Annotated in this window: 21 protein-coding genes; 11 read left to right on the top strand and 10 right to left on the bottom strand. The window is 69.4% G+C overall.

The window, feature by feature from the left end; all coding sequences use genetic code 11:
• Positions 1-31: 31 nt before the first annotated feature.
• From glgB to RUR_RS06980, 5 genes are all read left to right on the top strand, one after another.
• Positions 32-2,164, top strand: coding sequence for a 1,4-alpha-glucan branching protein GlgB (gene glgB, locus RUR_RS07000; RefSeq protein ID WP_283134091.1), 2,133 nt, complete (start codon positions 32-34; stop codon positions 2,162-2,164).
• Between the two features lie 383 nt (positions 2,165-2,547).
• A complete protein-coding gene (locus RUR_RS06995; protein ID WP_283134090.1) occupies positions 2,548-4,704 on the top strand; it encodes a S8 family peptidase in 2,157 nt (718 codons plus the stop codon).
• Between the two features lie 588 nt (positions 4,705-5,292).
• Positions 5,293-6,063, top strand: coding sequence for a hypothetical protein (locus RUR_RS06990; RefSeq protein WP_283134089.1), 771 nt, complete (start codon positions 5,293-5,295; stop codon positions 6,061-6,063).
• Positions 6,064-6,143: 80 nt separating this feature from the next.
• On the top strand, positions 6,144-7,853 hold the full coding sequence (gene sppA / locus RUR_RS06985; protein WP_283134088.1) for a signal peptide peptidase SppA: 1,710 nt from the start codon (positions 6,144-6,146) through the stop codon (positions 7,851-7,853).
• A 25-nt stretch (positions 7,854-7,878) separates the two neighbouring features.
• Positions 7,879-8,358, top strand: a complete 480-nt coding sequence (locus RUR_RS06980) for a flavin reductase family protein (protein WP_283134087.1) — start codon at positions 7,879-7,881, stop codon at positions 8,356-8,358.
• Between the two features lie 604 nt (positions 8,359-8,962).
• Here the strand turns inward: RUR_RS06980 and RUR_RS06975 are convergent.
• The 4 genes from RUR_RS06975 to RUR_RS06960 are packed head-to-tail and all read right to left on the bottom strand — an operon-like array spanning position 8,963 to position 12,314.
• On the bottom strand, positions 8,963-9,877 hold the full coding sequence (locus RUR_RS06975; RefSeq protein WP_283134086.1) for an ABC transporter substrate-binding protein: 915 nt from the start codon (positions 9,875-9,877) through the stop codon (positions 8,963-8,965).
• A 40-nt stretch (positions 9,878-9,917) separates the two neighbouring features.
• Complete coding sequence (locus tag RUR_RS06970) at positions 9,918-10,583, bottom strand: ABC transporter permease (protein ID WP_283134085.1); 666 nt, start codon at positions 10,581-10,583, stop codon at positions 9,918-9,920.
• Positions 10,580-11,242 (bottom strand): ABC transporter permease, encoded by a 663-nt coding sequence (locus tag RUR_RS06965; protein ID WP_283134084.1) that lies wholly within the window; start codon positions 11,240-11,242, stop codon positions 10,580-10,582. The genes RUR_RS06970 and RUR_RS06965 overlap by 4 nt, the downstream gene beginning before the upstream one ends.
• Positions 11,235-12,314, bottom strand: a complete 1,080-nt coding sequence (locus RUR_RS06960; RefSeq protein ID WP_283134083.1) for an ABC transporter ATP-binding protein — start codon at positions 12,312-12,314, stop codon at positions 11,235-11,237. The genes RUR_RS06965 and RUR_RS06960 overlap by 8 nt, the downstream gene beginning before the upstream one ends.
• 317 nt (positions 12,315-12,631) lie before the next feature.
• Between RUR_RS06960 and RUR_RS06955 the strand changes: the two genes are divergently transcribed.
• The 4 genes from RUR_RS06955 (at position 12,632) to RUR_RS06940 (ending at position 17,375) form a co-directional block, all read left to right on the top strand.
• Positions 12,632-13,780, top strand: a complete 1,149-nt coding sequence (locus tag RUR_RS06955) for an RNA polymerase sigma factor (RefSeq protein WP_283134082.1) — start codon at positions 12,632-12,634, stop codon at positions 13,778-13,780.
• Positions 13,781-13,935: 155 nt separating this feature from the next.
• Positions 13,936-14,616 carry a TetR family transcriptional regulator gene (locus tag RUR_RS06950; protein ID WP_283134081.1) on the top strand — a complete coding sequence of 227 codons (681 nt, stop codon included), beginning with the start codon at positions 13,936-13,938 and terminating at the stop codon, positions 14,614-14,616.
• A 260-nt stretch (positions 14,617-14,876) separates the two neighbouring features.
• A complete protein-coding gene (locus tag RUR_RS06945) occupies positions 14,877-15,083 on the top strand; it encodes a heavy-metal-associated domain-containing protein (RefSeq protein ID WP_283134080.1) in 207 nt (68 codons plus the stop codon).
• 30 nt (positions 15,084-15,113) lie between these two features.
• Positions 15,114-17,375 (top strand): heavy metal translocating P-type ATPase, encoded by a 2,262-nt coding sequence (locus RUR_RS06940; RefSeq protein WP_283134079.1) that lies wholly within the window; start codon positions 15,114-15,116, stop codon positions 17,373-17,375.
• A 113-nt stretch (positions 17,376-17,488) separates the two neighbouring features.
• On the opposite strand, the gene RUR_RS06935 is transcribed toward RUR_RS06940, so the two are convergent.
• From RUR_RS06935 to RUR_RS06925, 3 genes are read right to left on the bottom strand one after another with little or no spacing between them, the layout of a single operon-like run.
• Positions 17,489-18,520: a glucosidase family protein gene (locus tag RUR_RS06935; protein WP_283134078.1), complete on the bottom strand. Its 1,032-nt coding sequence runs from the start codon at positions 18,518-18,520 to the stop codon at positions 17,489-17,491.
• Positions 18,517-19,236 carry a class I SAM-dependent methyltransferase gene (locus tag RUR_RS06930; protein WP_283134077.1) on the bottom strand — a complete coding sequence of 240 codons (720 nt, stop codon included), beginning with the start codon at positions 19,234-19,236 and terminating at the stop codon, positions 18,517-18,519. The genes RUR_RS06935 and RUR_RS06930 overlap by 4 nt, the downstream gene beginning before the upstream one ends.
• A gap of 28 nt (positions 19,237-19,264) precedes the next feature.
• Positions 19,265-20,512, bottom strand: coding sequence for a glycosyltransferase family 4 protein (locus RUR_RS06925; RefSeq protein ID WP_283134348.1), 1,248 nt, complete (start codon positions 20,510-20,512; stop codon positions 19,265-19,267).
• A gap of 302 nt (positions 20,513-20,814) precedes the next feature.
• Between RUR_RS06925 and RUR_RS06920 the strand changes: the two genes are divergently transcribed.
• Complete coding sequence (locus RUR_RS06920; RefSeq protein ID WP_283134076.1) at positions 20,815-21,849, top strand: GDP-mannose 4,6-dehydratase; 1,035 nt, start codon at positions 20,815-20,817, stop codon at positions 21,847-21,849.
• A 67-nt stretch (positions 21,850-21,916) separates the two neighbouring features.
• On the opposite strand, the gene RUR_RS06915 is transcribed toward RUR_RS06920, so the two are convergent.
• Positions 21,917-23,068 carry an NAD-dependent epimerase/dehydratase family protein gene (locus RUR_RS06915; RefSeq protein WP_283134075.1) on the bottom strand — a complete coding sequence of 384 codons (1,152 nt, stop codon included), beginning with the start codon at positions 23,066-23,068 and terminating at the stop codon, positions 21,917-21,919.
• A 115-nt stretch (positions 23,069-23,183) separates the two neighbouring features.
• Between RUR_RS06915 and RUR_RS06910 the strand changes: the two genes are divergently transcribed.
• Positions 23,184-23,648, top strand: coding sequence for a GtrA family protein (locus tag RUR_RS06910; RefSeq protein WP_283134074.1), 465 nt, complete (start codon positions 23,184-23,186; stop codon positions 23,646-23,648).
• Here RUR_RS06910 and RUR_RS06905 read toward each other — a convergent pair.
• Both RUR_RS06905 and RUR_RS06900 read right to left on the bottom strand, forming a co-directional pair.
• A complete protein-coding gene (locus RUR_RS06905; protein WP_283134073.1) occupies positions 23,602-24,435 on the bottom strand; it encodes a glycosyltransferase family 2 protein in 834 nt (277 codons plus the stop codon). The genes RUR_RS06910 and RUR_RS06905 overlap by 47 nt on opposite strands.
• On the bottom strand, positions 24,432-25,373 hold the full coding sequence (locus RUR_RS06900) for an NAD-dependent epimerase/dehydratase family protein (RefSeq protein ID WP_283134072.1): 942 nt from the start codon (positions 25,371-25,373) through the stop codon (positions 24,432-24,434). The genes RUR_RS06905 and RUR_RS06900 overlap by 4 nt, the downstream gene beginning before the upstream one ends.
• Positions 25,374-25,863 lie beyond the last annotated feature (490 nt).

Here is a 25,863-nt window from a genome sequence, read left to right as displayed (position 1 = left end):
AGCTCAGAATTACATGCGAAGAGGGGTAGCCATGCGCGATGATCTGCAGCGCCTCGCCGGTGGAGCGCACCACGACCCGCACTCCCTGCTCGGCGCCCATCCCGGGCCTGACGGTGTCACCATCAGGGCGTTGCGACCGCTGGCCGACTCCGTCGAGGCGATCCTGGACGACGGCGCCGTCCACCCTCTTGAGCATGTCGTCGACGGCGTCTTCGAGGTCCTCGTCCCCGGCTTGGAGAAGGTGCCCGACTACCGGCTGCGGACCGTGTACGGCGAGGAGACGACCGAGACCGACGACGCCTACCGGCACCTGCCCACCCTCGGCGAGATCGACCTCCACCTGATCGGCGAGGGCAGGCACGAGCGGCTCTGGGAGGCGCTCGGCGCGCACGAGCGCGACGGCGGCGTCGCCTTCGCGGTCTGGGCGCCGAACGCCCGGGGCGTCCGGGTCGTCGGAGACTTCAACCACTGGGACGGCGCCGGCTTCCCCATGCGCTCCCTGGGGTCCTCCGGGGTCTGGGAACTCTTCGTCCCCGGCCTGGCCTCGGGCAGCCGCTACAAGTTCAGCGTGCTGGGAGCCGACGGGATCTGGCGGAGCAAGGCCGACCCGATGGCCAGGGCCACCGAGCGGCCCCCGGCGACCGCCTCGATCGTCCACACCTCCCGCTTCACCTGGACCGACGACGAGTGGATGCGCCGCCGGGTCGGGATCGACCCGACCACCGGCCCGATGAGCGTCTACGAGGTGCATCTGGGTTCGTGGCGCCCCGGCCTCACCTACGTCGACCTCGCCACCGAGCTCGTCGCCTACGTCACCTCCATGGGCTTCACCCATGTGGAGTTCCTCCCGGTCGCCGAGCACCCGTTCGGCGGCTCCTGGGGCTATCAGGTCACCTCCTACTACGCCCCGACCTCCCGGTTCGGCTCCCCCGACGACTTCCGGCACCTGATCGACCGGCTGCACGCCGCCGGGATCGGCGTGCTGCTCGACTGGGTGCCCGCCCACTTCCCGATGGACGACTGGGCCCTGGCCCGCTTCGACGGCACCCCCCTGTACGAGCACGCCGACCCCTCGCGGGGGGAGCACCCCGACTGGGGGACCTACGTCTTCGACTTCGGCCGCCGCGAGGTGCGCAACTTCCTGGTGGCCAACGCGGTGTACTGGCTGGAGGAGTTCCACGTCGACGGCCTGCGGGTGGACGCCGTCGCCTCCATGCTCTACCTGGACTACTCCCGGGGCGAGGGCGAGTGGACCCCCAACGTCTTCGGCGGCCGGGAGAACCTCGACGCGGTGGAGTTCATCACGGAGCTGAACGCGGTCTGCTACCGCAAGGTCCCCGGCATCGTCACGATCGCCGAGGAGTCCACGGCCTGGCCGGGGGTGACGCTCCCGACCGAGCTGGGCGGGCTCGGCTTCGGGTTCAAGTGGAACATGGGCTGGATGCACGACACGCTCCAGTACCTCTCGCACGAGCCGATTTATCGGCAGTACCACCATCATCAGATGACATTTGCGCTGATGTATGCGTTCAGCGAGAACTTCGTGCTTCCGCTCTCCCACGACGAGGTCGTCCACGGCAAGGGCTCGCTCCTCGGCAAGATGCCGGGCGACGAGTGGCAGCGGTTCGCCACCCTCCGGGCGCTCTACGCCTTCATGTGGGCGCACCCCGGCAAGAAACTCCTCTTCATGGGCTCGGAGTACGGCCAGGGCGGCGAGTGGTCGGAGGAGCGCGGGCTCGACTGGTGGGTCCTCGACTTCGACGGGCACCGGGGCGTGCAGCGGCTCACCGCCGACCTCAACCGGATCTACCGGCAGAGCCCGGCGCTCTGGGAGCTGGACTGCCAGCCGAACGGCTTCCGCTGGATCAACGCCGACGACGCCTCCGGCAACGTCTTCTCCTTCGTGCGCTACTCCGACCAGGGTTCGATCGTCGTCTGCGTCGCCAACCTCGCCGGCGTCCCGCACGAGACGTACCGGCTGGGCCTTCCCCGCCCCGGCGTCTGGGAGGAACTGCTCAACACCGACGCCCTGGAGTACGGCGGCGGCGGGGTGGGCAACCTCGGCTCGGTCGTGGCCGACGACGAGCCGTGGGACGGCCTCCCCTGCTCGGTTCAGCTCCGCCTGCCCCCGCTGGGCGTCCTCTGGTTCCGCCCGGCGAAGTGACAAATCCTGACAGTTTCTCAAAGACAGTCACAGGTAGGTCACAGGTCTCAGGAGCCCCACCAATCACCACTTACTCTTGAGCCGCGCCGGCCCTTGGCCAGGCGCGAGATCTAGATTCGTCGCGCCTTGTACGGCGCATGCGGCGAATCGCTGTGAGGGGGCCCATGCGATCCACCGCCGGCCGCGCCGACTCCACGACGGCCACCCGGGCGAACCCAGGCGACCTTCGGCCGGTACGGCCACAGGCCGCCGGCTCCGCCCGTACCGGGCGCGGCTAGCACCGGCTCAGGCCGGCGGTCTTCGCAGGGGAATCAGACGTTTTCATGTGGCGGGGAGAGGTCGGCGCCCGCAGGCGCCGGCGGCCACTCAGGAGGAACCATCCAGTGAAACTCAGCAGAACACTCGGCGTCATAGCCGCGACGGCCGTCGCCGCGGCCACGCTCGGCGCGGTGCCGACGGCACAGGCGGCCAGCGCCGGCACGGCCGTACCGATCATCGGAGAATCGGTTCTGGAGCGTGCCACGGACAAGAACCTGATCCGGGCCATCGTCCACCTCAACTCGGCCGCCGCGAAATCCGGGGTGATGGAGCGGGCCGAGGCCGTCTCCAAGAAGTCGTTCGTGGCCACCCAGGCCGAGAACAACCCGTTCTTCGTCATGCAGCTCGACAAGAAGGCGCTCGACCAGCTCAAGAAAGAGCCCGCCGTCACCTCGATCCTGCCGGACGTGCCGATCCCCGCCGCGGTGAGCTCCACCGTCAAGCTGATCGGCGCCGACAAGGTGCACAAGGCGGGGAACACCGGCTCCGGCCAGTCGATCGCGATCGTCGACTCGGGGATCGACACCGACCACCGGGCCTTCCGCGGCCGGATCACCCAGGAAGCCTGCTTCTCCAGCAAGGACTCCGAAGCCGAAACCTCCTCCCTCTGCCCCCGGGACGCGAGCTCGTCCATCGGCAAGGACGCCGCGGACGTGGACACCGACGAGTGCGAGCACGGCCGCTCGAACATCTGCCGCCACGGCACGCACGTCGCGGGCATCGCGGCGGGCGAGGGTGGCGAATCCGGCGGACACGACGGGGACCGGACCTCCGGCACCCGCCGCGACGACGACGATGACGATGACGATGACGACCGCGATCACAGGCGGTCCGGCGACGGTGTCGCGCCCGGGGCGTCCATCATCCCGATCCAGGTGTTCAGCCGCTTCGACGAGGACGACTGCAAGCCCTACACCGGGGAACGCCAGGAGTGCGTCATGGCCTTCGCCTCCGACGTCAAGCGTGGTCTCGCCTACGTCGCGACGCTGACGGACGGCCACCGGATCGCGGCGGTCAACCTGAGCCTCGGGCTCGGCCGGCACACCGGCGCCTGTGACACCGACCCCCTCGCCGGACTGCTCAAGGCCGAGATCGACGCTCTCTACGCCAAGGGTGTGGCGACCGTCGTCGCGGCCGGCAACGACGGCCGGACCGGGGTCGCCTCCCCCGCCTGCCTCAGCAACGCGATCACCGTCGGGGCGACCGACGACGACGACCGGGTGGCCCGCTTCTCCAACCGGGGCCCGCTGCTCGACCTCTTCGCGCCCGGCGACGACGTCGTCTCCGCCGTACCCGGCGGCTGGGACTCGCGGGACGGCACCTCGGCCGCCGCGCCGCACGTCGCGGGGGCCTTCGCCCTGCTCCGGCGGGCGAACCCGGAGGCCACGATCGCGGCCATGCTGGCCAAGCTGCAGGAGACCGGTAAGCCGATCGCCTACACGGTCGACGGCCGGCCGATCGTCACCAAGCGCATCGACCTCGGCGCGGCGCTGATCAAGCCGAACCCCACGGCCACCCCCACCCCTACCCCCACGCCCACCCCCACGGCGACCAAGACCCCGACCCCTTCCCCGAGCGACGGCGAGTCGCCGACCCCCAAGCCGACCAACGGCGGGACGCCGACTCCCAAGCCAAGCGAGACCCGGACACCGACCCCCACTCCCACCCCCACCCCGACGCCTACGCCGACCCCCACCCCCTCGCCGACCCCGACGCCGACCCCGTCCTCGCCTCCCCGGGGGCCCGCCAACGGCAACGTCTACACCGGGCCCGTGGCGAACCCCGCGCCGGTGCCGCCCCGATGCGCACGCGGTACGGGCACGCGGCCGCTGGGTGCGGCCCAGTGGGCGAAGGAGGCGAAGCGCGGCACCCTGAGGTTCACCGACGCCCGCGTCCTGTGCTACCTCACGCTGGCCCAGAACCAGAGCAAGGTCTTCGCCGAGCTGCGGAACGCCGGCTCGCTCGCCCGGGCCGCCGCGGTGCTCGGCTACACCGGCACCGCCAAGCGGCAGATCTTCGACCGGGAGCTGCTCGCCTCCTGGCTCAACTGGGCGCACGGCGTCTACAACGCGAACAGCGTGCTGACCGGGAAGGCCACCTTCGGGTCGGCGATCAAGCTGGCCGAGCGTAACCGGGCGAACGGTGCGACCCCGGCCGCCGAGCTGCTCAAGAACGCCAAGTTCCTCCGCACGTATGTCAACACCCCCAAGACGGGGCGGTAACTCCCCCACTTCAGGAGCGGACCGGACGGATATCCCGTTCGGTCCGCTCTTGCGTTCCGGTCCGGCCCCGGCCGACACCGTTGAGTACGGGGTGGCGAGAGGTCCGCGGAGCAGGGGCTCAACCGCCGGGTCCTCCGCTTCGGCGGACGCCGTGGGGCACGGCGGCTCACCGCCGCCCGCCCGGGAAGCCCTCCGGCTCTACCCGGCGACAAATCCTTACGTATCTCGAACAATGATCACATAAAGGCCACAGCGTCCAAAACCCCCATCAATCACTGCTTACTCTTAAGCCGCCTAGCGCTCTGCCAGGCATCAACCATGATTCGCCATGCCTGGTACGGCGTATGCGGCGAATCACTGTGAGGGGGCCCATGTGATCCACCGCCGGCCGCGTCGTCCCCCCGACGGACGCGCGAACCCACCCGGCGGCCCCGGTACGGCTCCAGGCCGCCGGCCTTGCCCGTACCCCGCCCGCGTCCGGCGAGCCGAACCGGCCCGGACCACCGATCCTCACATGGGCACCGGACGACTTTCGCGTTACGGGGAAGGGCCGGCGACGCCGGCGACCACCCCAGGAGGAACCTCAAGGTGAAACTCAGAAAGACCCGCGGCGCCGTCGCCGCGACCGCCGTGGCCGGGGCGACGCTCACCGCGATGGCCGTCGCCGTGGCGGCACTCGCCGTGGCACCGGCCGCGCAGGCGACCACCGCCGCGACGGCGGCCCCGAGCACCGGTCAAACCGTCGTCGACCTCGGCGCGGCGCCGCTCAGGCCGACCTCGGTCGACACCCCGACCTCGGACCCCAGCGAATACCCCACCGAAACCCCCACTCCGGAACCAAGCGAAACCCCCACCCCGACCCCTACGCCCACCCCCTCGCCGACCCAGTCCCCGCCGCCGAAGGGCCCGGCCGTCAACCCCGCGCCGGTACCGCCGCAGTGCGCGCGCGGTACGGACACGCAGCCGCTCACCGCCGCCCGATGGGCCAAGGAAGCCAAGCCCGGCAATCTCACGTTCACCGACGCCCGCGTCTCCTGCTACCTCGCCCTGGCCCAGTACCAGAGCGAGATCTTCGCCGAGGTGCGGAACGCCGGCTCGCTCGCCCGGGCCGCCGCGGTGCTCGGCTACACCGGCACCGCCAAGCGTCGGATCCTCGACCGGGAACTGCTCGCCTCCTGGCTCAACTGGGCACACGGCGTCTACAACGTCAACAGCGTGCTGACCGGGAAGACCACCTTCGGGTCGGCGATCAAGCTGGCCGAACGTAACCGGGCGAACCGCGCCGTCCCCGCCGCCGAGCTGCTCAAGAACGCCAAGTTCCTCCGCACGTACGTCAACACCCCCAAGACGGGTCGGTAACCCGACCCCAGGAGCGGGCCGGACGGCTGGACACCCCGTTCGGTCCGCTCTTACGTTCCGGTTCGACATAGGCTGACACCATGGAAGCCGCGAAAGTGCTCATGGAGACGGTCAGCAAGGTACGTCGCCGACGGACGGCGCCGCTCGTCCTCGAACTCGACCTCACCGAAGGTCTGCTCGAAGGGCCTCCCGCCGACCCACTCGCCGCGCTCCTGTCGATGCGCAAGCCCCGCCTCGCCGACGTGCTCACCGCGTTGAAGCGGGCGCGGACCGACCACCGGGTGACGGCGCTCATCGTGAAGATCGGCGGAAACCGGCTCGGCATCGGGATGGTCCAGGAGCTGCGTACCGCCGTACAGGCCCTGCGGGAAGCCGGCAAGCTGACGGTCGCCTACAGCGAGACCTTCGGCGAGTTCGGCGCCGGAACCATCCCGTACTACCTCGCGACGGCGTTTGAGCGGATCTATCTCCAGCCGTCGGGCGACCTCGGCCTCACCGGGGTGTCGATCGAGGCGCGCTTCGTGCACGACGCGCTGAGCAAGCTCGGCGTGGAGTACCAGCTGGGCCAGCGCCACGAGTACAAGTCCGCGGCGGACATGTTCACCAAGAGCACGATGACGGAGGCGCACCGGGAGTCCGTCGCACGGATCGCCGCCTCGGTCACCGAACAGGTCGTCTCCGCCGTCGCCACCTCGCGCGGCCTCACCGAAGACCAGGTCAAAGAGCTGATCGACCGCGGTCCGTTCCTCGGCCCGGAGGCGCTCGCGGCCGGACTGGTCGACAAACTGGCCTACCGCGACGAGGTCTACGACGAGGTCAAGGCCTCGGTCCGCCGCACCGAGGAGCCGGAGCTCCTCTATGTGTCCCGGTACCACCGGGGCGGGATCGCCGGGAAGCTCCCGCACCGGAGCGGCGACCAGGTCGTGGCGCTGGTGCACGGCACCGGCATGATCCGTCTCGGCCGGAGCGGGCGGAGCCCCCTGGGGGGCGGCGGCGCGCTCGGCTCCGACACGATCTGCGCGGCGCTGCGGTCCGCCCGGCGCGACGAGAAGGTGAAGGCGATCGTCCTGCGGGTCGACAGCCCCGGCGGATCCTACGTCGCCTCCGACTCCATCTGGCGTGAGGTCGTGCTCGCCAAGAAGGCCGGCAAGCCGGTCGTCGTCTCCATGGGCGACGTGGCCGCCTCGGGGGGATACTTCATCTCCATGGCCGCGGACGCCATCGTGGCCCAGCCGGGCACCCTCACCGGCTCCATCGGCGTGTACGGCGGCAAGCCGGTCCTCGCCGAGCTCTTCCACCGGATCGGGATCGGATCCGAATTCGTGGAGGAAGGCGCCAACGCGGGCATCTTCTCCACGAGCCGTGAGTTCTCCGCCGGCGAGTGGGAGCGGATCAACGCCTGGCTCGACCGAATCTATGAGGATTTCGTGGGCAAGGTGGCCAAGGGCCGGGGGATGGACCGGGACCGGGCCCACGATCTCGCCCGGGGCCGGGTGTGGACCGGCGCCGACGCCAGGGAACGCGGCCTCGTGGACGAACTGGGCGGACTCGAGGACGCCATGTCCATCGCGCGGAAGCGCGCAGGCCTCCCCATCGACGCCCACGTACGGACATATCCGCGTATGCACCCGCTGGAGCGGCTCCGCCAACCGGACTCCAGCGACGACAAATCCGCGGCACTCTCCCGGCTACGCCTCGAAGCCTGGGGACCGCTCGCCCACGTGGCCGCCCAGCTCGGACTCCCCGCCTCCGGGCCGCTCATCCTCCCCGGCAACTGGACCGTCCGCTGACCGACTTACAGCCGGCAGACCGACCATGAGCGACGACTTCACCGAGGCCATGGGCCAGCTCGCGGGCGGCGTCGCCGTCGTCTGCGTCCGCGACGGACGCGACGACATCGGCACCACCGTGACCTCCTTCACCTCCGTGTCCCTGGACCCCCCACTTGTCCTCGCGTGCCTGGCCACCGAGTCCTACATGAGCGAAATCCTCGGCGGGCGCTGGGCCGCCACCCTGCTCTCCGCCGGCCAGACCACCCTCGCCAGCCGCTTCGCCAGCCCCGGCCGCCCCAGCGCCCGGCTCCTCCTCGCCGGCGTCCCGCACCACCGCGGCCGATACAGCGACGCCTTCATCGTCGACGGCGGGGTGGCGGCCGTCGAATGCGAAACCGTCCGGCAATTCGAAGCCGGAGACCACACCCTCTTCATCGCCCAAGTCCACGCCGTCGACTACGCCACCCCCACCGCCAAACCCCTGATCCGACTACGTGGGCGTTACCGCGCTTTTGAACATTGACGGCAGTCGGTTCATTTACCCGGTTGGGCGAGGGGCCGGGCAAGCAAGAGCTGCTCGGGTGACAACCTTGGACGTGCGATGCCCCGTTAAGTGAGCCCGAGCCTACAAGAACAGTATTTTTAAACATTGACCGCGGACGGTTCATGCCGCACAAAAAGCGCGCGGCACGAACCGCCGCGCGCATTCTCGCGCCGCAAAGAACGCGGCGCGAGAAGTGCGGATGTAGCGCGACCGACCCTAAGATCCAGCCGTACTTACAACCCTGACCCGGGGAACCTGAAAAGAACTTACCGGCTTTCCCTTACCCGGATCGTTCCTACCGGGGGTGGGCACGTGCGCGCTCGAAACGCCCCCGCGATCTGGACTGAGCGATCTTGCGTCGCGCCGGCGGCGCAAGATCGGGAGGGAAGACGCGGGTTACCGGCGTTTCGAGCCGGCCGAGCGAAGGCTCGGCCAAAAAATACAGGCCCTTAACGGCGACCTCTCTTAACACGGTCCCCAAGTCCGTTGTTCTCACCTGGGCCCTGCTTACAAGAGTGGGCACCCCTGATTCACCCAGTCCTACATGAGGGGCCGAGCAAAGCTCGGCCCCTCATGGCGGGGATCAGCCCAAGCCGTTTGCCTGGAGCCAGGCTTTGGCTACGGCGGGGGGGTCGTCTTTGTCGATGGAGATTCGCTTCATCATCTCCACGAGGCCTTCGGTGGTCAGTTTCTGGGAGATCGCGTCGAGGGTGGTCCGTACCGTGTCGTTCACTCCCGCCTTGTTGACGAGCGGGGTGACGTTCTGCGCGCTGAAGACGTTCTTAGGGTCTTGGAGCGAGACGAGACCGTCGGTGAGGATCCTGGGGTCGGTGCTGAAGACGTTCCCGACCTGGACTTTCCCGCTCTGCAGGGCGTCGGCCGTGGCGGCGGCGGTCGGCTCCCACCGCTTGAAGGTCAGGCCGTAGACCTCCTGGAACTGGGCTTCGCGGCGCTTCTTGAACTCCGCCGGACCGCCGACCGCCAGGGTCTTGGAGACCTTGGCCAGGTCTTCGATCGTGGCCAGGCCCAGCTTGGTCGCGGTGGCCTTCGTCACGGTCAGGGTGTCCTTGTCCTCGGCGCTCGAGGACGTGAGCAGTTCCAAACCGGACGGGAGTTTGCTCTTCAACGCGGTGTTGACGTCGTCGGTGGTCCCGGCTTTGTTCTCCGGGTCGAGGTAGGCGAGCAGGGCGCCGTTGTACTCGGGGACCACGGTGAGACCGCCGCTCTGCAGCTGCGGGTAGACCACGTCGCGGGCCCCCACGCTGAGTTTCTCCTCGACCTGGACCCCCTTGGCCTGGAGGGCCTGGGAGTAGATCGAGGCGAGGAGCGTGCTTCCCGGGAAGTCGAACCCACCGATGATCACCTTGGTGGCGTCCGGCTGCGGGGTCGTGCCGCCGCCCGCCGTCGGCTGCGTGTTGAGAGGGTCTCCACCCCCGCACGCGGCTAGTGCCAGCGTCGCGGCCAGGACAACCGCGGCGTGGCGAACAATACGTATCATGACGCCACTTTTCCTTCCATGCCTATAGGTATTACAGACTTTATCCGACTTGGCCCCTCACCCCTGGCGAGACCAGCAGGCGCTGTGCGGCGACGAACGCCCCCTGAACCGCGAGGGCGAGCACGGCGACCAGCACGGCGCCGCCGACGGTGCTCGAAAAGTCCCTGGTCTGCAGCCCGTCGATGATGAACCGGCCCAGACCGCCGAGACCGACGAAGGCGGCCACGGTGGCGGTCGCCACGACCTGCACCGCCGCGGTGCGCATGCCCAGCAGGATCAGCGGCATCGCCACCGGCACGCAGACCCGGAACAGCACCTGGGGCCCGGTCATGCCCATCCCCACCGCGGCGTCCTGCAGATCGGCGTCCGCGCCCCGCACCCCTTCGTAGGTGTTGACCAGGATCGGCGGCACCGCCAGCGCGACCAGCGGGATGAGCACCGGCGCGGTCGTCCCCACCCCGAACAGCAGGACGACCAGCACGACGAGGCCGAGGGTCGGCAGCGCCCGCGCCGCGTTGGCCGAGACGACGGCGATCACCGCTCCCCGCCCGGTGTACCCGACGAGCATGCCGACCGGAAGCGCGATGAGCGCGGCGAGCAGGAGCGCGAGCCCGGAGAACTCCAGGTGCTCCAGGACGCGCTGCGGAATGCCGTACGGACCCGACCAGTTCTCGGGGTTCGCGAGGAAGTCCAGCAGGAAGTTCACGCCGTCCTCCTCGCCCGGGCCCACGGGGTCAGCAGCCGCTGCGCCAGGATGAGCACCCCGTCCGCCAGCACGGCGAGGGCGACGATCAACACGATCCCGACGATGATCGGGGTCGGGAACTGGCGCTGCCAGCCGTCGATGAACAGGTGGCCGAGCCCGCCCTTGCCGACGAGCGCGCCCACGCTGACCAGGCTGATGCTGGAGACCGTGGCCACCCGGAGCCCGGCGATCACCACGGGGACCGCGATGGGGAGCTCGACCTGGATCAGACGGCGCAGCGGCCGGAAGCCCATCGCGGTGGCCGCCTGCCGTACCGGATCGGGGACGGAGCCGAGTCCGTCGACGACCGCGGGGATGAGGACGGCCAGCGCGTAGAAGGTGAGCGGGACGACCACGATCGGCATCGTGGCGAGGATGAACACGTTGAGGAGGAGGACGAAGACCGCGAGGGAGGGCAACGAGTAGATCACGTTGATGATCCCGACCGTCGGCTGGTAGAGCCTCCGCCAGCGCGCGCACGCCAGGCCGACGGGCAGGGCGACCACGAGCCCGATGGCCACCGGGGCCAGGCCCATCACCACGTTGTCGACGAGGAGACCCCCGATCCGATCCGCGTTGCGACCGATCCAGTCCCAGCGGATCAACGGCTCCTCAGCCATGCAGCCCCCCGAGGAGGTCCTCACGGGAGACCGTGCCGACCGCCCGGCCGTCCCCGTCGAGGGCGACGGCGAGCCCGGTGACGGAGAGGACCGCCGCGTCGAGCGCGCCGCGGAGCGAGTCGTCCCGGCCGAAGCCGTGGTACGGCGTGAGCGCGGCCTCGGCCATCGTGCCCGCCGCGGGCAGCTCACTGGTCCGCGCCCAGCCCCGGGGCCGGCTGTCCTTGTCGAGCACGAGCAGCCAGGGGGCGTCCCGGTCCCGGGCTTCGACGACGTCGGTCCGCTCCGCGATGAGATTGTCGTCGCGCAGCCGTACCTCGCCCGCGGTGACCAGGGACAGCCGGCGGATCCCCCGGTCGCGGCCGAGGAATTCCCGGACGAAGTCGTCCGCGGGGTCGGCGAGGAGGGTCGCGGGGCCGGCGACCTGCGCCAGATGCCCGCCCACCTTGAACACGGCGATCCGGTCACCCAGTTTGATCGCCTCGTCGATGTCGTGGGTGACGAAGACGATGGTCTTGCGCAGCTCGCTCTGGAGCCGGAGGAGCTCGTCCTGGAGGCTGGTCCGCACGATCGGGTCGACGGCGCTGAACGGCTCGTCCATCAGCAGCACGGGCGGGTCGGCGGCGAGCGCGCGGGCCACGCCGACCCGCTGCTGCTGTCCGCCGGAGAGCTGGAACGGGTACCGTCCGGCCAGCCCGGGGTCGAGACCGACGAGTTCCAGGAGCTCCATCGCCCGTTCCCGCGCCTTGCGTTTGTCCCAGCGGAGCAGGTGGGGCACGGTCGCCACGTTGTCCACGATCTTGCGGTGCGGGAAGAGCCCCGCCTGCTGGATCACGTATCCGATCCCGCGGCGCAGGGTGGGCGGGTCGACCGTCGCGACGTCGACGCCGTTCAGCAGGATCCTGCCCTCGGTGGGGTCGATCATCCGATTGATCATCCGGAGCGAGGTGGTCTTGCCGCACCCCGACGGTCCCACAAAGACCGTGATCTCCCCGTTCGGGACCTCCAAGTCGAGGTCCGCGACGGCGACCGTGCCTCCGGCGTACCTTTTGGTGACACCCTCGAAGGTGATCACAGACGTCGTCCTCCTACCGGTTTGTGCCGCCCAGCGAGACCTGTGCGACCAGGTACGGCATTCGTGATCCGCAAACAGCCTATGTGGCTGCCGTACGATCTGTCCCCTCTTGCCCATGCATGCGGGGGCTACTCACCCTCATATGCCAGTAAACATCGGTACATGCTGCAAAGAAATTGATTCTCTTGGCATGATGGGCACGTCAAAGTCGATCCTTGGACCGGCCGAAATCCCGAACCGCCATGGGGGTGGCAGCGGGTTTCCGTGTTCCGCCCTGGCCCGAAATCCCGCCGAGTCTTTGTTTGAGGAGCCGTCACGTGGCCACGTCCCTCACCGATCACCGGCCACGGCGAGACCTCGTCGCCGGACTCTACGACCTGCACGCCGGCGCTCTCTACGCCTACTGCCACGACCAGCTCGGCGACCCGGGCACCGCCGCCGAATGCCTCATCGCCGCGTTCTCCCACGGGGACGACGCGGAGAGCCTGTTCGCCTGGACGCGCAAGGAGATCGCCGAGCGACGTGCCGCGCCCGCCGCGTCCCCGCTCACCATCGTGAACGACCCGGCCCGGGCTCTGATCGCCCGGGTCGTCCGGGAGCTCCGGCCGCGGCAGCGCGAGGTCCTCCTGCTCCACCTGGCGTGGAACATCACCGGAGACGCCCTGGCCCGGGTCCTCGACGTGGCGCCGGACACCGCCGCCGAACTCGTGGCCAACGCCCGGTCCCGGTTCGACAAGACCCTGGTGGTCATGCTCCGGTCGGAGCAGCCCGGAGCCGCGGACGCGGTGGCCCGGCTCGCGCAGGCCGGGCTCGGCCCCCTGCTCGCCAGGCTCCCCTGGCCCTATCCCCCACGGGAACTCCGCGGCCGGATCCTGCGGGAGATCTCCGCCGTCGACCAGGCCGCCATGCCCGCCCCCGCCGCCCCGGCCGTCACGGTGAGCCCCCCTGCCGTCCCGCCGGCGCCGCCGTCATCCCATCCCCTGCCCCGTCGCTCCCCCGCCGGCGGGGACATGCTCACCGGCGACGAGCACCCCGCGGCGCCCCCCACGCCCTGGGACCGGGAACCCGCCGCGCCCCACCAGGCCCGGTCGCGCAACCCTTCGACCAGGCACCCGTATCGGCGGCAGGATCCGGACGCCCCCCGCCTCGACGAGTCCACCCAGCCGGTCCCCGAAATCCACGACGCCGACCTCCCGGCGGCGGCGCCGGAGGGCCTCGACCGGGTGGCCGACCCCGTGCGCCCCGCCCCGCCCGTGCCTTCGTCCGGCCCGGAGTCCGGCAGCTGGTTCACCAAGACGCGACCCGAGGAGTTCGGTACGGCGGACGCGGCGAAGGACGACGACGACCGGTCGTGGTTCTCGCGCTTCCGCTCGGACGACCGGAACATCGACTGGCTCTGGGAGGCGGTGGGCTTGATCCTCTGTCTCGGCATCGCCGCGATGGCGATCGTCTACATCAACACCTGACGGCACCCGCCCCTGAACTAGAACACATTCTCATTTTTCCTGTCATGACAGATCATCCGACCCGCTGCCCACGTCGGCAAGTCAGGTATCGCCAGGTGTCTGGTGACCGATCGGTAACCACTCGCGGGCGAGCCCCCATCAGATAACGTGTTTTCATGCGCACTCCGCATACGGCGCCCGACCACGGTGAGGCGGCGGCACGGCGCCGCCCCGCCGCGACAACTGTGTGCACCGATGCGGAAGCCGGGACCACCGCGGGCACCCACGGCGGAGCCCGATCCCGCAACCAGCGACAGCGCCGCAAACGCATCGTCGCCGCCGCGGCGGCCCTCGCCTCCCGGGGAGGCGTCGAGGCGATGCAGATGCGGACCGTCGCCGAACGTTCCGGCGTCGCCCTCGGCACGCTCTACCGCTACTTCCCCTCCAAGATGGACCTCGTCGTCGCCGTCGTCGCCGAAGAGATCGACCTGCTGGAGGCGAGCATCGAACGGCGCCCGCCCGGCGCCCCCACCGCCTCCGGCCGCGCGGTCGACGTCCTCATGCGCGCCACCCGAGGGCTCATGCGCGAGCCCGAACTGGCCGACGCCCTCATCCGCTCGCTGATCACGGCGGAGGACGGCATCCCCTTCATCGACCGGATGGCCGCCCTGCTGCTCCGCGTGGCCGCGGGCGGGATCACCACCGGCCAGGCCTCCGAGGAGCAGCGCATCCTCGCCGGCTCACTCGCCGGCGTCTGGCTCCACGAACTCCTGGAACTCCTCCGCGCCCGCCGCACCATGGACCAGGTCCAAACCCGCATCGAGATAATCGCGCACCGCCTCTTCTCCGATCTCTAGGCGAAAGTACGGGCCTAAGCCGGATCGCGCCCGTACGGAATGTCACACATCTGCGGCCTAGACCTTTCGCTTACCCCCGTACCGCATGTCTGCCTTCTGAGGTGCGAAAGCGCAGCAGCCCGTACGGCGACAGAAGGGTCGATGTCTCCAGCGTGTCCACGGTGTCGGGTGCGAACCGAAGGGGGGATACCCCCCTGGGGTAGACAACACACCCCATCGGGGTATAGGTTTGAGTCGTCAGCGACTGAAGGAGCAATCTGATGAGCGAGAGCCAGTTCACGGTCAGCGGGATGACGTGCGGCCACTGCGTGATGTCGGTCAAGGAGGAGGTCGGCCAGATCCCCGGAGTGAAGGAGATCGACGTCGACCTCGCCTCCGGCACGGTCAAGGTCGTCTCCGAGGGCCCCGTCGACACCGACGCGGTGCGCGCGGCCGTCACCGAGGCCGGTTATCAGCTCGTGGGCTAGCCAGCACCACCCTGCACGGAAGGAAGCACGATGACGACCACGGTCGCCGGAGAGGCACGGGCTGTGGCCCCCCGCCAGATCGAACTCGCCGTCAAGGGGATGACCTGCGCATCCTGCGCGTCGAGAATCGAGCGGCGCCTCAACAAGCTGGACGGTGTCACCGCCACCGTCAACTACGCCACGGAGAAGGCCAAGGTCACCTTTGCCGACACGTACTCCCCCGAGGACCTCGTCGCCGAGGTGGAGAAGGCCGGCTACTCGGCCGAGTTGCCGCGGGCCGCGGCTCCCGAGGCGGCAAGCGAGAGCGAGGACTCCGGGGAGGACCGCGCGCTCTCGGCGCTGCGGACCCGGCTGCTCGTCAACATCGTGCTCTCCGTGCCGGTCATCGCGTTCGCGATGATCCCTCCGCTCCAGTTCACCTACTGGCAGTGGGCGTCCCTCGTCCTGGCCGCCCCGGTGATCGTCTGGGGGGCCCTGCCCTTCCACGTCGCCGCGTGGAAGAACCTCAAGCTCGGTACGGCCACCATGGACACCCTGGTCTCCATGGGGACGATCGCCGCCTTCCTGTGGTCGGTGTGGGCGCTCTTCGTGGGCGGCGCGGGGGTCCCCGGGCTCACCCACGGGTTCTCCCTGACCGCCGGGCACGGCGGAGCCGCGATCTACCTCGAGGTCGCCGCCGGTGTCACCACGTTCATCATCGCGGGGCGCTACTTCGAGGCGCGATCCAAGCGCCGGGCGGGCGCCGCGCTGAAAGCCCTGCTTGAGCTGGGGGTGAAGGACGTCGCCGTCCTGAAGGACGGGGTCGAGCAGCGGATTCCGATCGATCGGCTGCAGCCGGGCGACGGTTTCGTGGTCCGTCCCGGCGAGAAGATCGCCACAGACGGCGTCGTCGAGGACGGCTCGTCCGCCGTCGACGCGAGCATGCTCACCGGTGAGTCGGTTCCGGTGGAGGTCCGTCCCGGCGACCACGTCGTGGGTGCGACGGTCAACGCCGGGGGGCGCCTGGTGGTCCGGGCCACCCGGGTCGGCTCCGACACCCAGCTCGCCCAGATGGCGAAGCTGGTGGAGGACGCCCAGAACGGCAAGGCCCAGGTGCAGCGGCTCGCCGACCGGGTCTCGGGGATCTTCGTCCCCATCGTGATCGTGATCGCCCTGGGGACCCTCGGCTTCTGGCTGGGGACCGGGGCGGGGGCGACCGCGGCCTTCACCGCCGCGGTGGCGGTCCTGATCATCGCCTGCCCCTGCGCCCTGGGGCTGGCCACGCCGACCGCGCTCCTGGTGGGGACGGGTCGCGGTGCGCAGCTCGGGATTCTGATCAAGGGTCCGGAGGTGCTTGAGTCGACCCGCCGGGTGGACACCGTGGTGCTCGACAAGACCGGCACGGTGACCACCGGGAAGATGGCGCTGACCGACGTCCGCACCGCGGCGGGCGAGGACGCCGCCGAGGTTCTCCGCCTCGCGGGGTCGCTGGAGAACGCCTCCGAGCACCCCATCGCCCAGGCGATCGCCCAAGGCGCCGCCGAGCGTACGGGCACCCTGCCCGGCCTGTCGGACTTCGCCAACATCGAAGGTCTGGGAGTCCGCGGCGTCGTCGAGGGGCACCGGGTCCTGGTCGGCCGGAGCAGGCTCCTGGTGGAGGAGGGCCTGGACTTCCCCGCCGAGCTCACCGAGGCGATGGAGTCGGCTCAGGCCGAGGGCCGTACCGCGGTGGCGGTCGGATGGGACGGCCGGGCACGCGCCGTCCTGGTCGTCGCGGACACGATCAAGCCCACCTCACGTGCGGCGATCGAGCAGCTGCGGAGCCTCGGGCTGCGGCCGATGCTGCTCACCGGGGACAACCGGACCGTGGCCGCCTCGGTGGCCCGCGAGGTCGGGATCGACCCGGACGACGTGATCGCCGAGGTGCTCCCCAAGGACAAGGTCGACGTGGTGCGCCGGCTTCAATCCGAGGGCCGTGCGGTGGCGATGGTGGGCGACGGGGTCAACGACGCCGCCGCGCTCGCCCAGGCGGACCTGGGCCTGGCCATGGGAACCGGCACCGACGTCGCCATCGAGGCCTCCGACCTGACCCTGGTCCGGGGTGACCTGCGGGCCGCGGCGGACGCCATCCGGCTGTCGCGGCGGACCCTCGGCACCATCAAGGGCAACCTGTTCTGGGCGTTCGCCTACAACGTCGCGGCGCTTCCGCTCGCGGCGGCGGGGCTGCTCAACCCGATGATCGCCGGAGCGGCGATGGCCTTCTCCTCGGTCTTCGTGGTCTCCAACAGCCTCAGGTTGCGACGCTTCAAGTGACCCCGGCCTTCCGGCCCCCCACCCGCCCGGGTGGGGGGCCGGTTCCATGCCGCGCCGGCGATCCGCCCCGGACGCCGTACCGAAACGGGGTCCGCGGCGGGACGGCCGGGGCTTTAGGAGGAGAGGGAGGGCCGGGAGAGCGGGACGACCTCGCGGAAGATGCCGGCCGCGGGGGTGGCGCCGGCCAGGGCGTCCGCGGCGAGCACCACCGCCGCCGCCGTGTAGGCGCTCCGCTCGTCGGGGTAGTGCCGGTCGTTGGCGAACTGGTACCCGGTCCAGTAGGAGCCGTCGTCGTGCCGGAGGTACTGGATCTCGGCGAAGATCCTTACCGCGCGCTCCCGGTCCCCGATCGCCTCCAGGGCCATCACCAGCTCGCTCGACTCCGCCCCGGTGACCCAGGGCTGGTCGGCGACGCAGCGTACGCCGAGCCCCGGGACGACGAAGGTGTCCCACGACGCCGCCAGCCGCTCGAACGCCGCGGCCCCCCGTACGGCTCCGCCCAGGATGGGGTAGTACCAGTCCATCGACCAGCGGCTCTTGTCGGCGAAGAGTTCCGGTCTGGCGACGAGCGCGTGCTGGAGCCGGTCCGCGGCGAGCTCCCAGTCGGGCTGGGGGTCGCCCATGCATTCGGCGAGCAGGATCCCGCAGCGCAGCGCCTGATGGATCGAGGAGCATCCGGTGAGCAGGGACTGGTCGCTCGGCGCGCCGTCCTCGTCGCGTTTCCAGATGATGTCGCCCTCGGCCGTCTGCAGCCCGACGACGAAGGTCAGCGCGCGCCGCACATGGGGCCACATGCGCCGGGCGAACCCCGTGTCCCCGGTGATCAGCAGCTCGTGCCAGACGCCGACCGCGATGTAGGCGGCGTGGTTGCTCTCCCCGCCCCGCTCGACGGCCTCCCCGCGGACCACCTTGATCGGCCAGGAGCCGTCGGGCCGCTGATGCCGTACCAGCCAGTCGTAGGCGTGCCGGGCCTCGTCCCGCAGGCCGCCCACGGTCAGCGCCATCGCGCACTCGATGTGGTTCCACGCGTCGACGTGGCCTTCCGGCCAGGGGATGCCGCCGTCCGGTTCCTGAACCGCCGCGATGCTCCCGGCTGTGGCGCGTACGGCCGCGGCGGAGACGATGCCGGGTATCTCGGGGGTCACACGGTCTCCGGTTTGCGTGCGTAGAGGACGACGCTCTTGCCGAGGACGGGGTTGAGCACGGTTTCGGCGAGCCTGGTCACCGCCGGCCGCTGCATGATGTCCCAGACGAGCAGGTCGTGGTACGCCTTGGCGATCGGGTGGTCGGCGTTGTCCAGCCCGACCGCGCATTTGATCCACCAGTAGGGCGTGTGCAGGGCGTGCGCGTGGTGATGGATCCCGATCTCCAGCCCTGTCGCCTTAAGCTTCGCCTTGAGCTCCGCCAGGGTGTAAATCCGGATGTGCCCTCCCGGGGCGGTGTGGTACGCCTCGGACAGGGCCCAGCAAACCCGCTCGGGGAGGAAGCTCGGCACCGTGACCGCGACATGGCCGCCCGGTTTGAGTACCCGCACGATCTCCCGCATGGCCGCCATGTCGTCGGGGATGTGCTCAAGCACCTCGGCCGCGATCACGCAGTCGAATCCGCCGTCCTCGAACGGCATGCTCAGCGCGTCCCCGGCGACCGTCTCGGCCGTCGCCCCCTCGGGTACCTCCCCCGCCTTGTCCATTGCGGCGAACATCCCGGCCACCTTGTCGAGCTCCTCGGGGTCCTGATCGAAGGCGACCACGTCGGCGCCTCTCTTCAGCACCTCGAAGGCGTGTCGCCCGCCACCGCACCCGAGATCCAGCACCCGATCGCCCGGCCCCAGCGGGAGATGGGCGAAGTCGACGGTCAGCACGAGACCGATCCTTTCGTTCAGAGGTTTGTCATGCGTCAGCCGTACGTGACTTGATGGTCTCGTGATAGATCTCCGCGGTCCGGGTGGCGACCGCGCGCCAGGTGTAGCGTTCCTGGACCCGCCGGTATCCGGCCTGGCCCACCCGTTCCCGCAGCGCGGCCGAGTCGTGCAGCCCGCGCAGCGCGGCCGCGAGCTCCTCCGGGTCGCCCGGGGGCACCTGGACGGCCGCGTCCCCCACCACTTCGGGGAGCGCGCCGGTCCGTGAGACGACCAGCGGCGTCCCGCACGCCATGTGCTCCACCGCGGGGAGGGAGAAACCCTCGTACAGCGAGGGGACGACGGAGATCTCCGAGGTGGCGATGAGCTCGCCGAGTTCGTCGTCGGAGATCCCGTGCACGAACCGCACCCGATCGCCGAGCGCCAGCTCCGAGACGAGCGACTCGGTGGGGCCGCCGGGGGTCGGCTTGCTGACCACGGTGAGGGTGACGTCGCGTTCGGTGGCGAGTTTGGCGACGGCCCGGAGCAGCGTCGCCACCCCTTTCATGGGGGAGTCGGCACTGGCCACGGCGATGATCCGGCCTTTGACCCTGGGGAGTTCGGGGCGGGGCCGGAAGTACCGGGTGTCCACCCCGAGCGGGATCAGGCGCATGTTCTCCCGGGGCACCCGGAAGTCCCGGTGGATGTCGTCGAGCGAGGATCCGGAGACGGTGAGGATGGGGTTGAGCCGGGGGGCGACCCGGCGCTGCATCCGGACGAATCCGTACCACCGGCGCAGGCTCAGGCGCCGGGTGCCGCGGGCGGCCTCCAGCTCGATCCTGCGGTCGACGCTGATCGGATGGTGGACGGTGCCCACCAGCGGGAAGAGCTTGCCGATGCCGAGCATCCCGTAGCCCAGGACCTGGTTGTCCTGGACGACGTCGAAGTCGCCGCGGCGTTTGCGGAGTTCCCGCAGGACCCGCAGGCTGAAGGTGAGCGGCTCGGGGAACCCGCCGGTCCACATCGTGGCGACCTCGAGGAGGTCGATCAGGTCCCGGTACTCGCCGAGGGCGGGGGTCCGGAACGGGTCCTCGTCCCGGTAGAGGTCGAGACTGGGCACCTTGTTGAGGACGACGCCTTCGTCGAGCTCGGGGTAGGGCTGTCCGGAGAAGACCTCGACGTGGTGCCCGAGGGCGACGAGTTCCCGGCTTAAGTGGCGGACGTAGACACCTTGGCCGCCGCAGGTGGGTTTGCTGCGGTAAGAGAGCAACGCGACTCGGAGCGTGTCCGGTCCGGCCAATGCCGCGACCTCCTCTCGCTTCGCCGTACGGGGCGCGACGTGAGCCTTGATCTTAGCTTGCAAAATCAACTTGCCCTTATGTGGGGTTAGGGGTGATGTGAAATTGTTCTCATCTGGGCAACCACCTCTCCGATCTGCGATCTTAAGGAGTGCTGTGTGCCACCTGTGAGAACTCGTTCTACCGACGGGGGCGGACTCTGGCGGGCCAGGGATGGGAGGGCGTGGACACTCGGGGTACATTCGCCAGGCACGGGAGATTTTGCCCCATAAGTAGTGGTCAAATCAGAATCCAGGAGGGTCCGTTGGCCAGGCGCGCACTGATCACCGGCATAACCGGGCAGGACGGCTCCTACCTCGCAGAGCACCTGCTGCGTGAGGGGTACGACGTCTGGGGCCTCGTCCGCGGCCAGGCCAATCCCCGGGTGACCCGCGTCCGCAGGTTGCTGGAGGACATCAGGTTCGTCGGAGGCGATCTGCTGGATCAGGGATCGCTCATCTCGGCGGTGGAGAAGGTCCAGCCCGACGAGGTCTACAACCTGGGCGCGATCTCGTTCGTCCCCCTCTCCTGGGAGCAGGCCGAGCTCACCGCCGAGGTCACCGGGATGGGGGTGCTCCGGGTCCTGGAGGCGATCCGCGTCTGTTCCGGAATCTCGTCCTCCCGATCTCCCAAATCCGGACAAATCCGCTTCTATCAAGCTTCGTCGTCGGAGATGTTCGGGCAGGTGCGGGAGTCGCCGCAGACCGAGCGGACCCCCTTCCACCCCAGATCGCCCTACGGGGTGGCCAAGACCTACGGCCACTTCCTCACCCAGAACTACCGCGAGTCGTACGGGATGTTCGCGGTCTCCGGGATCCTGTTCAACCACGAGTCGCCCCGGCGCGGAGCCGAGTTCGTGACCCGCAAGGTCTCCCTCGGGGTGGCCAGGATCAAACTGGGCCTCGCCTCGGAGCTACGGCTCGGCAACCTCGACGCCCGCCGCGACTGGGGGTACGCCGGGGACTACGTACGGGCGATGCACCTCATGGTCGCCGCGGACCGGCCGGACGACTACGTGATCGGCACCGGGCGCACCCACTCGGTGCGGGAGCTGGTCGCCGCCGCCTTCGAGGCCGTCGGCCTGGACTGGGAGCGGTACGTCGTCTTCGACCAGTCCCTGCGCAGGCCGGCCGAGGTGGACCTGCTCTGCGCGGACCCCAAGGAGGCGAAGGCCAGGCTGGGCTGGGAGCCGTCGGTGTCGTTCGAGGACCTCGTGGCGATGATGGTCGAGTCCGACATCGCCCTGCTGTCGGGGAAGACGCTGCGGAGCGAGTCCGACGCGGAGGCGGTCTGGCCCTGACCGGCGCAGTCCGTGATCATGCGGAACCCGCTCCACATGATCACGAACCACGGAGACCGTCAATCGGTCACACCGCCGAGACGCGCCAGTTGACCTTGGGGAGCATCAGCTCCGCGTTGACCCGGTGGGCATACCGCTTGGTGATGTCGAACAGCGACGAGATCAACGTGTCCGAGAGCAGGTGCGGCTCCAAGCCCAGTTCCACCAATCCGGTGTGCACCACGTTGTAGTAGTGCTCCTCCCGCTCGACCCGCGGGTTGTCCAGGTGCTCGATCGTCACCTCCCCGGGGAAGCAACGTGCCACCGTGGCCGCGATGTCCTTGATCGACATCGACTCGGTCATCTGGTTGAACACCCGGAACTCACCGGGCTGTGCGGGATTCTCACAGGCGAGCTGGATACAGCGGACCGTGTCCCGGATGTCGAGGATGCCACGGGTCTGGCCGCCCGCGCCGTACACCGTCAGCGGCCTGCCGAGCACGGCCTGGATGACGAACCGGTTGAGCACGGTGCCGAACACCGCGTCGTAGTCGAACCGGGTGGCCAGCCGGTCGTCCAGCGCGGTCTCCGGGGTCTGCTGGCCGTAGACCACGCCCTGGTTGAGGTCGGTCGCCGCCAGGTTCCAGATCCGGCAGGCGAACTCGATGTTGTGGCTGTCGTGCACCTTGGACAGGTGGTAGAAGGACCCGGGGCGCTTGGGGTAAAGCACCCGGTCGGTCCGCCCGTTGTGGGTGACCTCCAGCCAGCCCTCCTCGATGTCGATGTTGGGGGTGCCGTACTCCCCCATCGTCCCGAGTTTGACCAGGTGGATCGAGGGATCGATCTCCGCGATCGCGTACAGCAGGTTCATCGTGCCCACCACGTTGTTGACCTGGGTGTACACGGCGTGCTTACGATCGATCATGGAGTACGGCGCCGCGCGCTGCTCGGCGAAATGCACCACCGCGTCCGGCCGGAACTCTTTGATCATGGCGGAGGTGAAGTCGGCCTCACACAGGTCGCCGATGTAGACGCCGATCGACTTGCCGGTTAACTCCCTCCACACCGCGACCCGTGTCTGGAGCGACTCGATCGGGACGAGGCTCTCCGCCCCGAGCTCGTTGTCGTAACCACGGCGGGCGAAGTTGTCGGCCACGGCCACTTCATGACCGGTCTGGGATAGGTGCAGCGCGGTCGGCCAGCCCAGGTACCCGTCGCCGCCGAGAACCAGGATTCGCATCTGTTTGTGCCTCTCTAAACGCTCATTCGACGTGTCTTCCCCGCTTTGCTGTGAAATATCGGCGGCCATACATCCCCCGACACCGCCAGGTATCGCCTCCAACTAAGCTGATTCGATGACTCGGACTCCGGCTGGACCCGTCCGGGTGCGGCGCGCTTTCACGCGCTACACCCTCGGCTCCGTCGCCGCTTTCGCCGCGAGCTGGCTCGTCCTCACGCTGCTGTACGGCTTGCGCCTGGCCGGCCCGGAGGTCGCCGCCGTGGCCGCCTGGACCGCCGGCGCCGTGGTGAACTACGTCCTCAACCGGCGCTGGGCGTGGAACAGGCGTGGCCGGGCGCCGGTGCGAGAGCTCCTGCCGTACTGGCTGACGGCGTTCGCCAGCCTGATCATCGGTGCGCTGGCGACCGGCGCGGCCGATCGCCTGGCATCCGAATACCTCCTGACCGGGGTGGCCAGGGTGGCCTTCGTGGGGGCAGCTTACCTGGGAACCTACGGAGTGCTGTTCCTGGTGAAGTTCTGCCTTTTCCACTACATCATCTTTTCTGATCGCTCCGCCGACGGCGAATCAAGCGCCCGCTAGGGCGTTCCCGCCACCAGGTCGCCATGACCACGCGTGCGTAGCGGTAGCCGTACACCAGGTTGTTGCCCTTCTTGCTGCGCCCCGCCGAGCGTATGCGCATGGTCGCGGGCACCTCGACCACCCGGTACCCGCGGGAGATCACGCCGATGAGCAGCTCGGACGACTGGTACTGCGGCTGACGGAGCTCCACCGACCCGGTGACCTCGGCGCGCATCGCCCGGAGCCCGAACGAGGTGTCGGTGATGCGCCGGCGGGTGAGCAGCGAGACGATCGCGGCGAAGACGCGGACGCCGAGGTGACGGACGGCGTCGTCGGTCTCCTGCCGGCCGAGCCTGCGGGAGCCGGTGACGAAGTCCGCCTCGTCGCGGACGACCGGGGCCAGCACCCGCTCGATCTCCGCCGGGTCGTACTGCCCGTCGGCGTCGGTGGTGACGATGTAGGAGGCGCCGCACTCCCGGGCGAGCCGGTAGCCGAGCCGGAGCGCCGCGCCCTGACCCCGGTTGACCGGGACGTCGCAGACGAGCGCCCCGTGCTTGACCGCCACCGTGGCCGTGTCGTCCTTCGCCCCGTCGACCACGACGACCGTCGCCACGTCCAGGTCGCACACCCGGGCGGGGATCGCGTCGGCGACCGTGCCGATGCCCTCGGCCTCGTTGTAGGCCGCGATGACCACCGCCACCTCGGGCAGCGGCCGCGGGCCGTACTCCGCGACGAACTCGGCGAACGCGCGGTCGTCGACCGTGTTCACCGCACCGGAGGTCGGCCGGGTGGCCCCTCGCAGAGTCATCCCGGCGCTCCATCCGTGAAGTCGGACCAGACGGTCTTCAGACCGCCCGTAAGATCATAGGCCGGTTCGTACCCCAGTGCCCGCGCCGCGGAGACGTCCAGGACCACCGCGGGCATCTCGCCGGGCTTGCCCGGGACGTGGTCGACCGGGATCGGAGCGCCGGTGACCTGGCGCGCGGCCTCGATGAGGTCGTTCACCGACTCGGAACGCCCGGAGCCGAGAATGAGCGGGCCGGTGTGCCCGGCACGCCAGGCCAGCAGCATTCCCCGCACGATGTCGTGCACGTGCACGTAGTCACGGAGCTGGGTGCCGTCGCCGTAGACCTGGATCGTCGACCCGTCCAGCGCGGCCCGCATGAGCCTTGGGACGAAGCTGTCCTTGTGCCGCATGCCCGGGCCGTAGACGTTGGCGAACCGCAGGGAGGTCCCGGTGACCCCGTAGGCGGCCGAGTAGGCGCTGAGCAGCATCTCGCCCGCGGCCTTGGTGGCGCCGTACGGCGTCAGCGGCCGGAGCGGGATGTTCTCGTCGATCCTCGCCGCGCCCACGTCCCCGGTGACGGCGTTGGTCGAGGCGAGCACGAAGCTCCCGACGCCCTCGGCGCGGGCGAGCTCAAGCAGGCCCTGGGTGACCTCGACGTTGACCTCGTACACGTCCTGGGGGTCCTCCAGCGAGCGGAGCACGGAGGTCACCGCGGCCAGGTGGATGATCGCCCGTGTGCCCGGTCGCACCGCCCGGCGCCGTACGGCGGGGTCGGCGAGCTCCCCCGTCACGCAGCGGACGTCCGGGTCCGGATGGGGATTCCGGTCGGCCACCGTGACGTCGGCCCCAAGTTCCAGCAAGGTCCGGACCACATGCGACCCAATGAACCCCGTCCCACCGGTGACCAGGACGGCCACCCCGTTAAGTTCAGACTCAGGGCTTCCTTCTCGGACCGTCATGCACTCCCTCCCCTGCCGTCTCTGTAAACCCTCACTTCTACCCTATGAACCTTGGAGGATGCTGAACGTCCAGGGTATTGGATGCCACTACGCCCCCAGTACAGGGGGGATGCCCGTTTAGTCCGACTCCATACTCTTACCCGGCGAAACACCGGTGTACCCGGTTCATATTGTCCCCGTTTCTCGGTAAGGGCCGCGTAAAACGTCTCTTAGCAGTTAATCCCAGAAGCGAGAGCATGGAGCGGCGACCTTGACCCGGCTCCGCCCGCATAAATAGATTCTGCTTTGGTCTGTCGGGCCGTTAAGCAGCTGAATTCGGGGTCTATTCCGCTGTACCGCAGACCACGGGGCTTCGGGGGAAGCATTGGATAATCCAGCCGGTATCGACTTGCATGCATTACACGACGGGGAAGTCACACCACAAGAGGGGTTAGCCCCATATTCCCAAAAGACTGTTTTAGACACCGAGAAACCTGAGAATCCACAAAAA

The organism is Rhizohabitans arisaemae (genome assembly GCF_025996515.1).
GTDB lineage: Bacteria > Actinomycetota > Actinomycetes > Streptosporangiales > Streptosporangiaceae > Rhizohabitans > Rhizohabitans arisaemae.
This window is presented reverse-complemented; position numbering and strand designations above follow the sequence as displayed.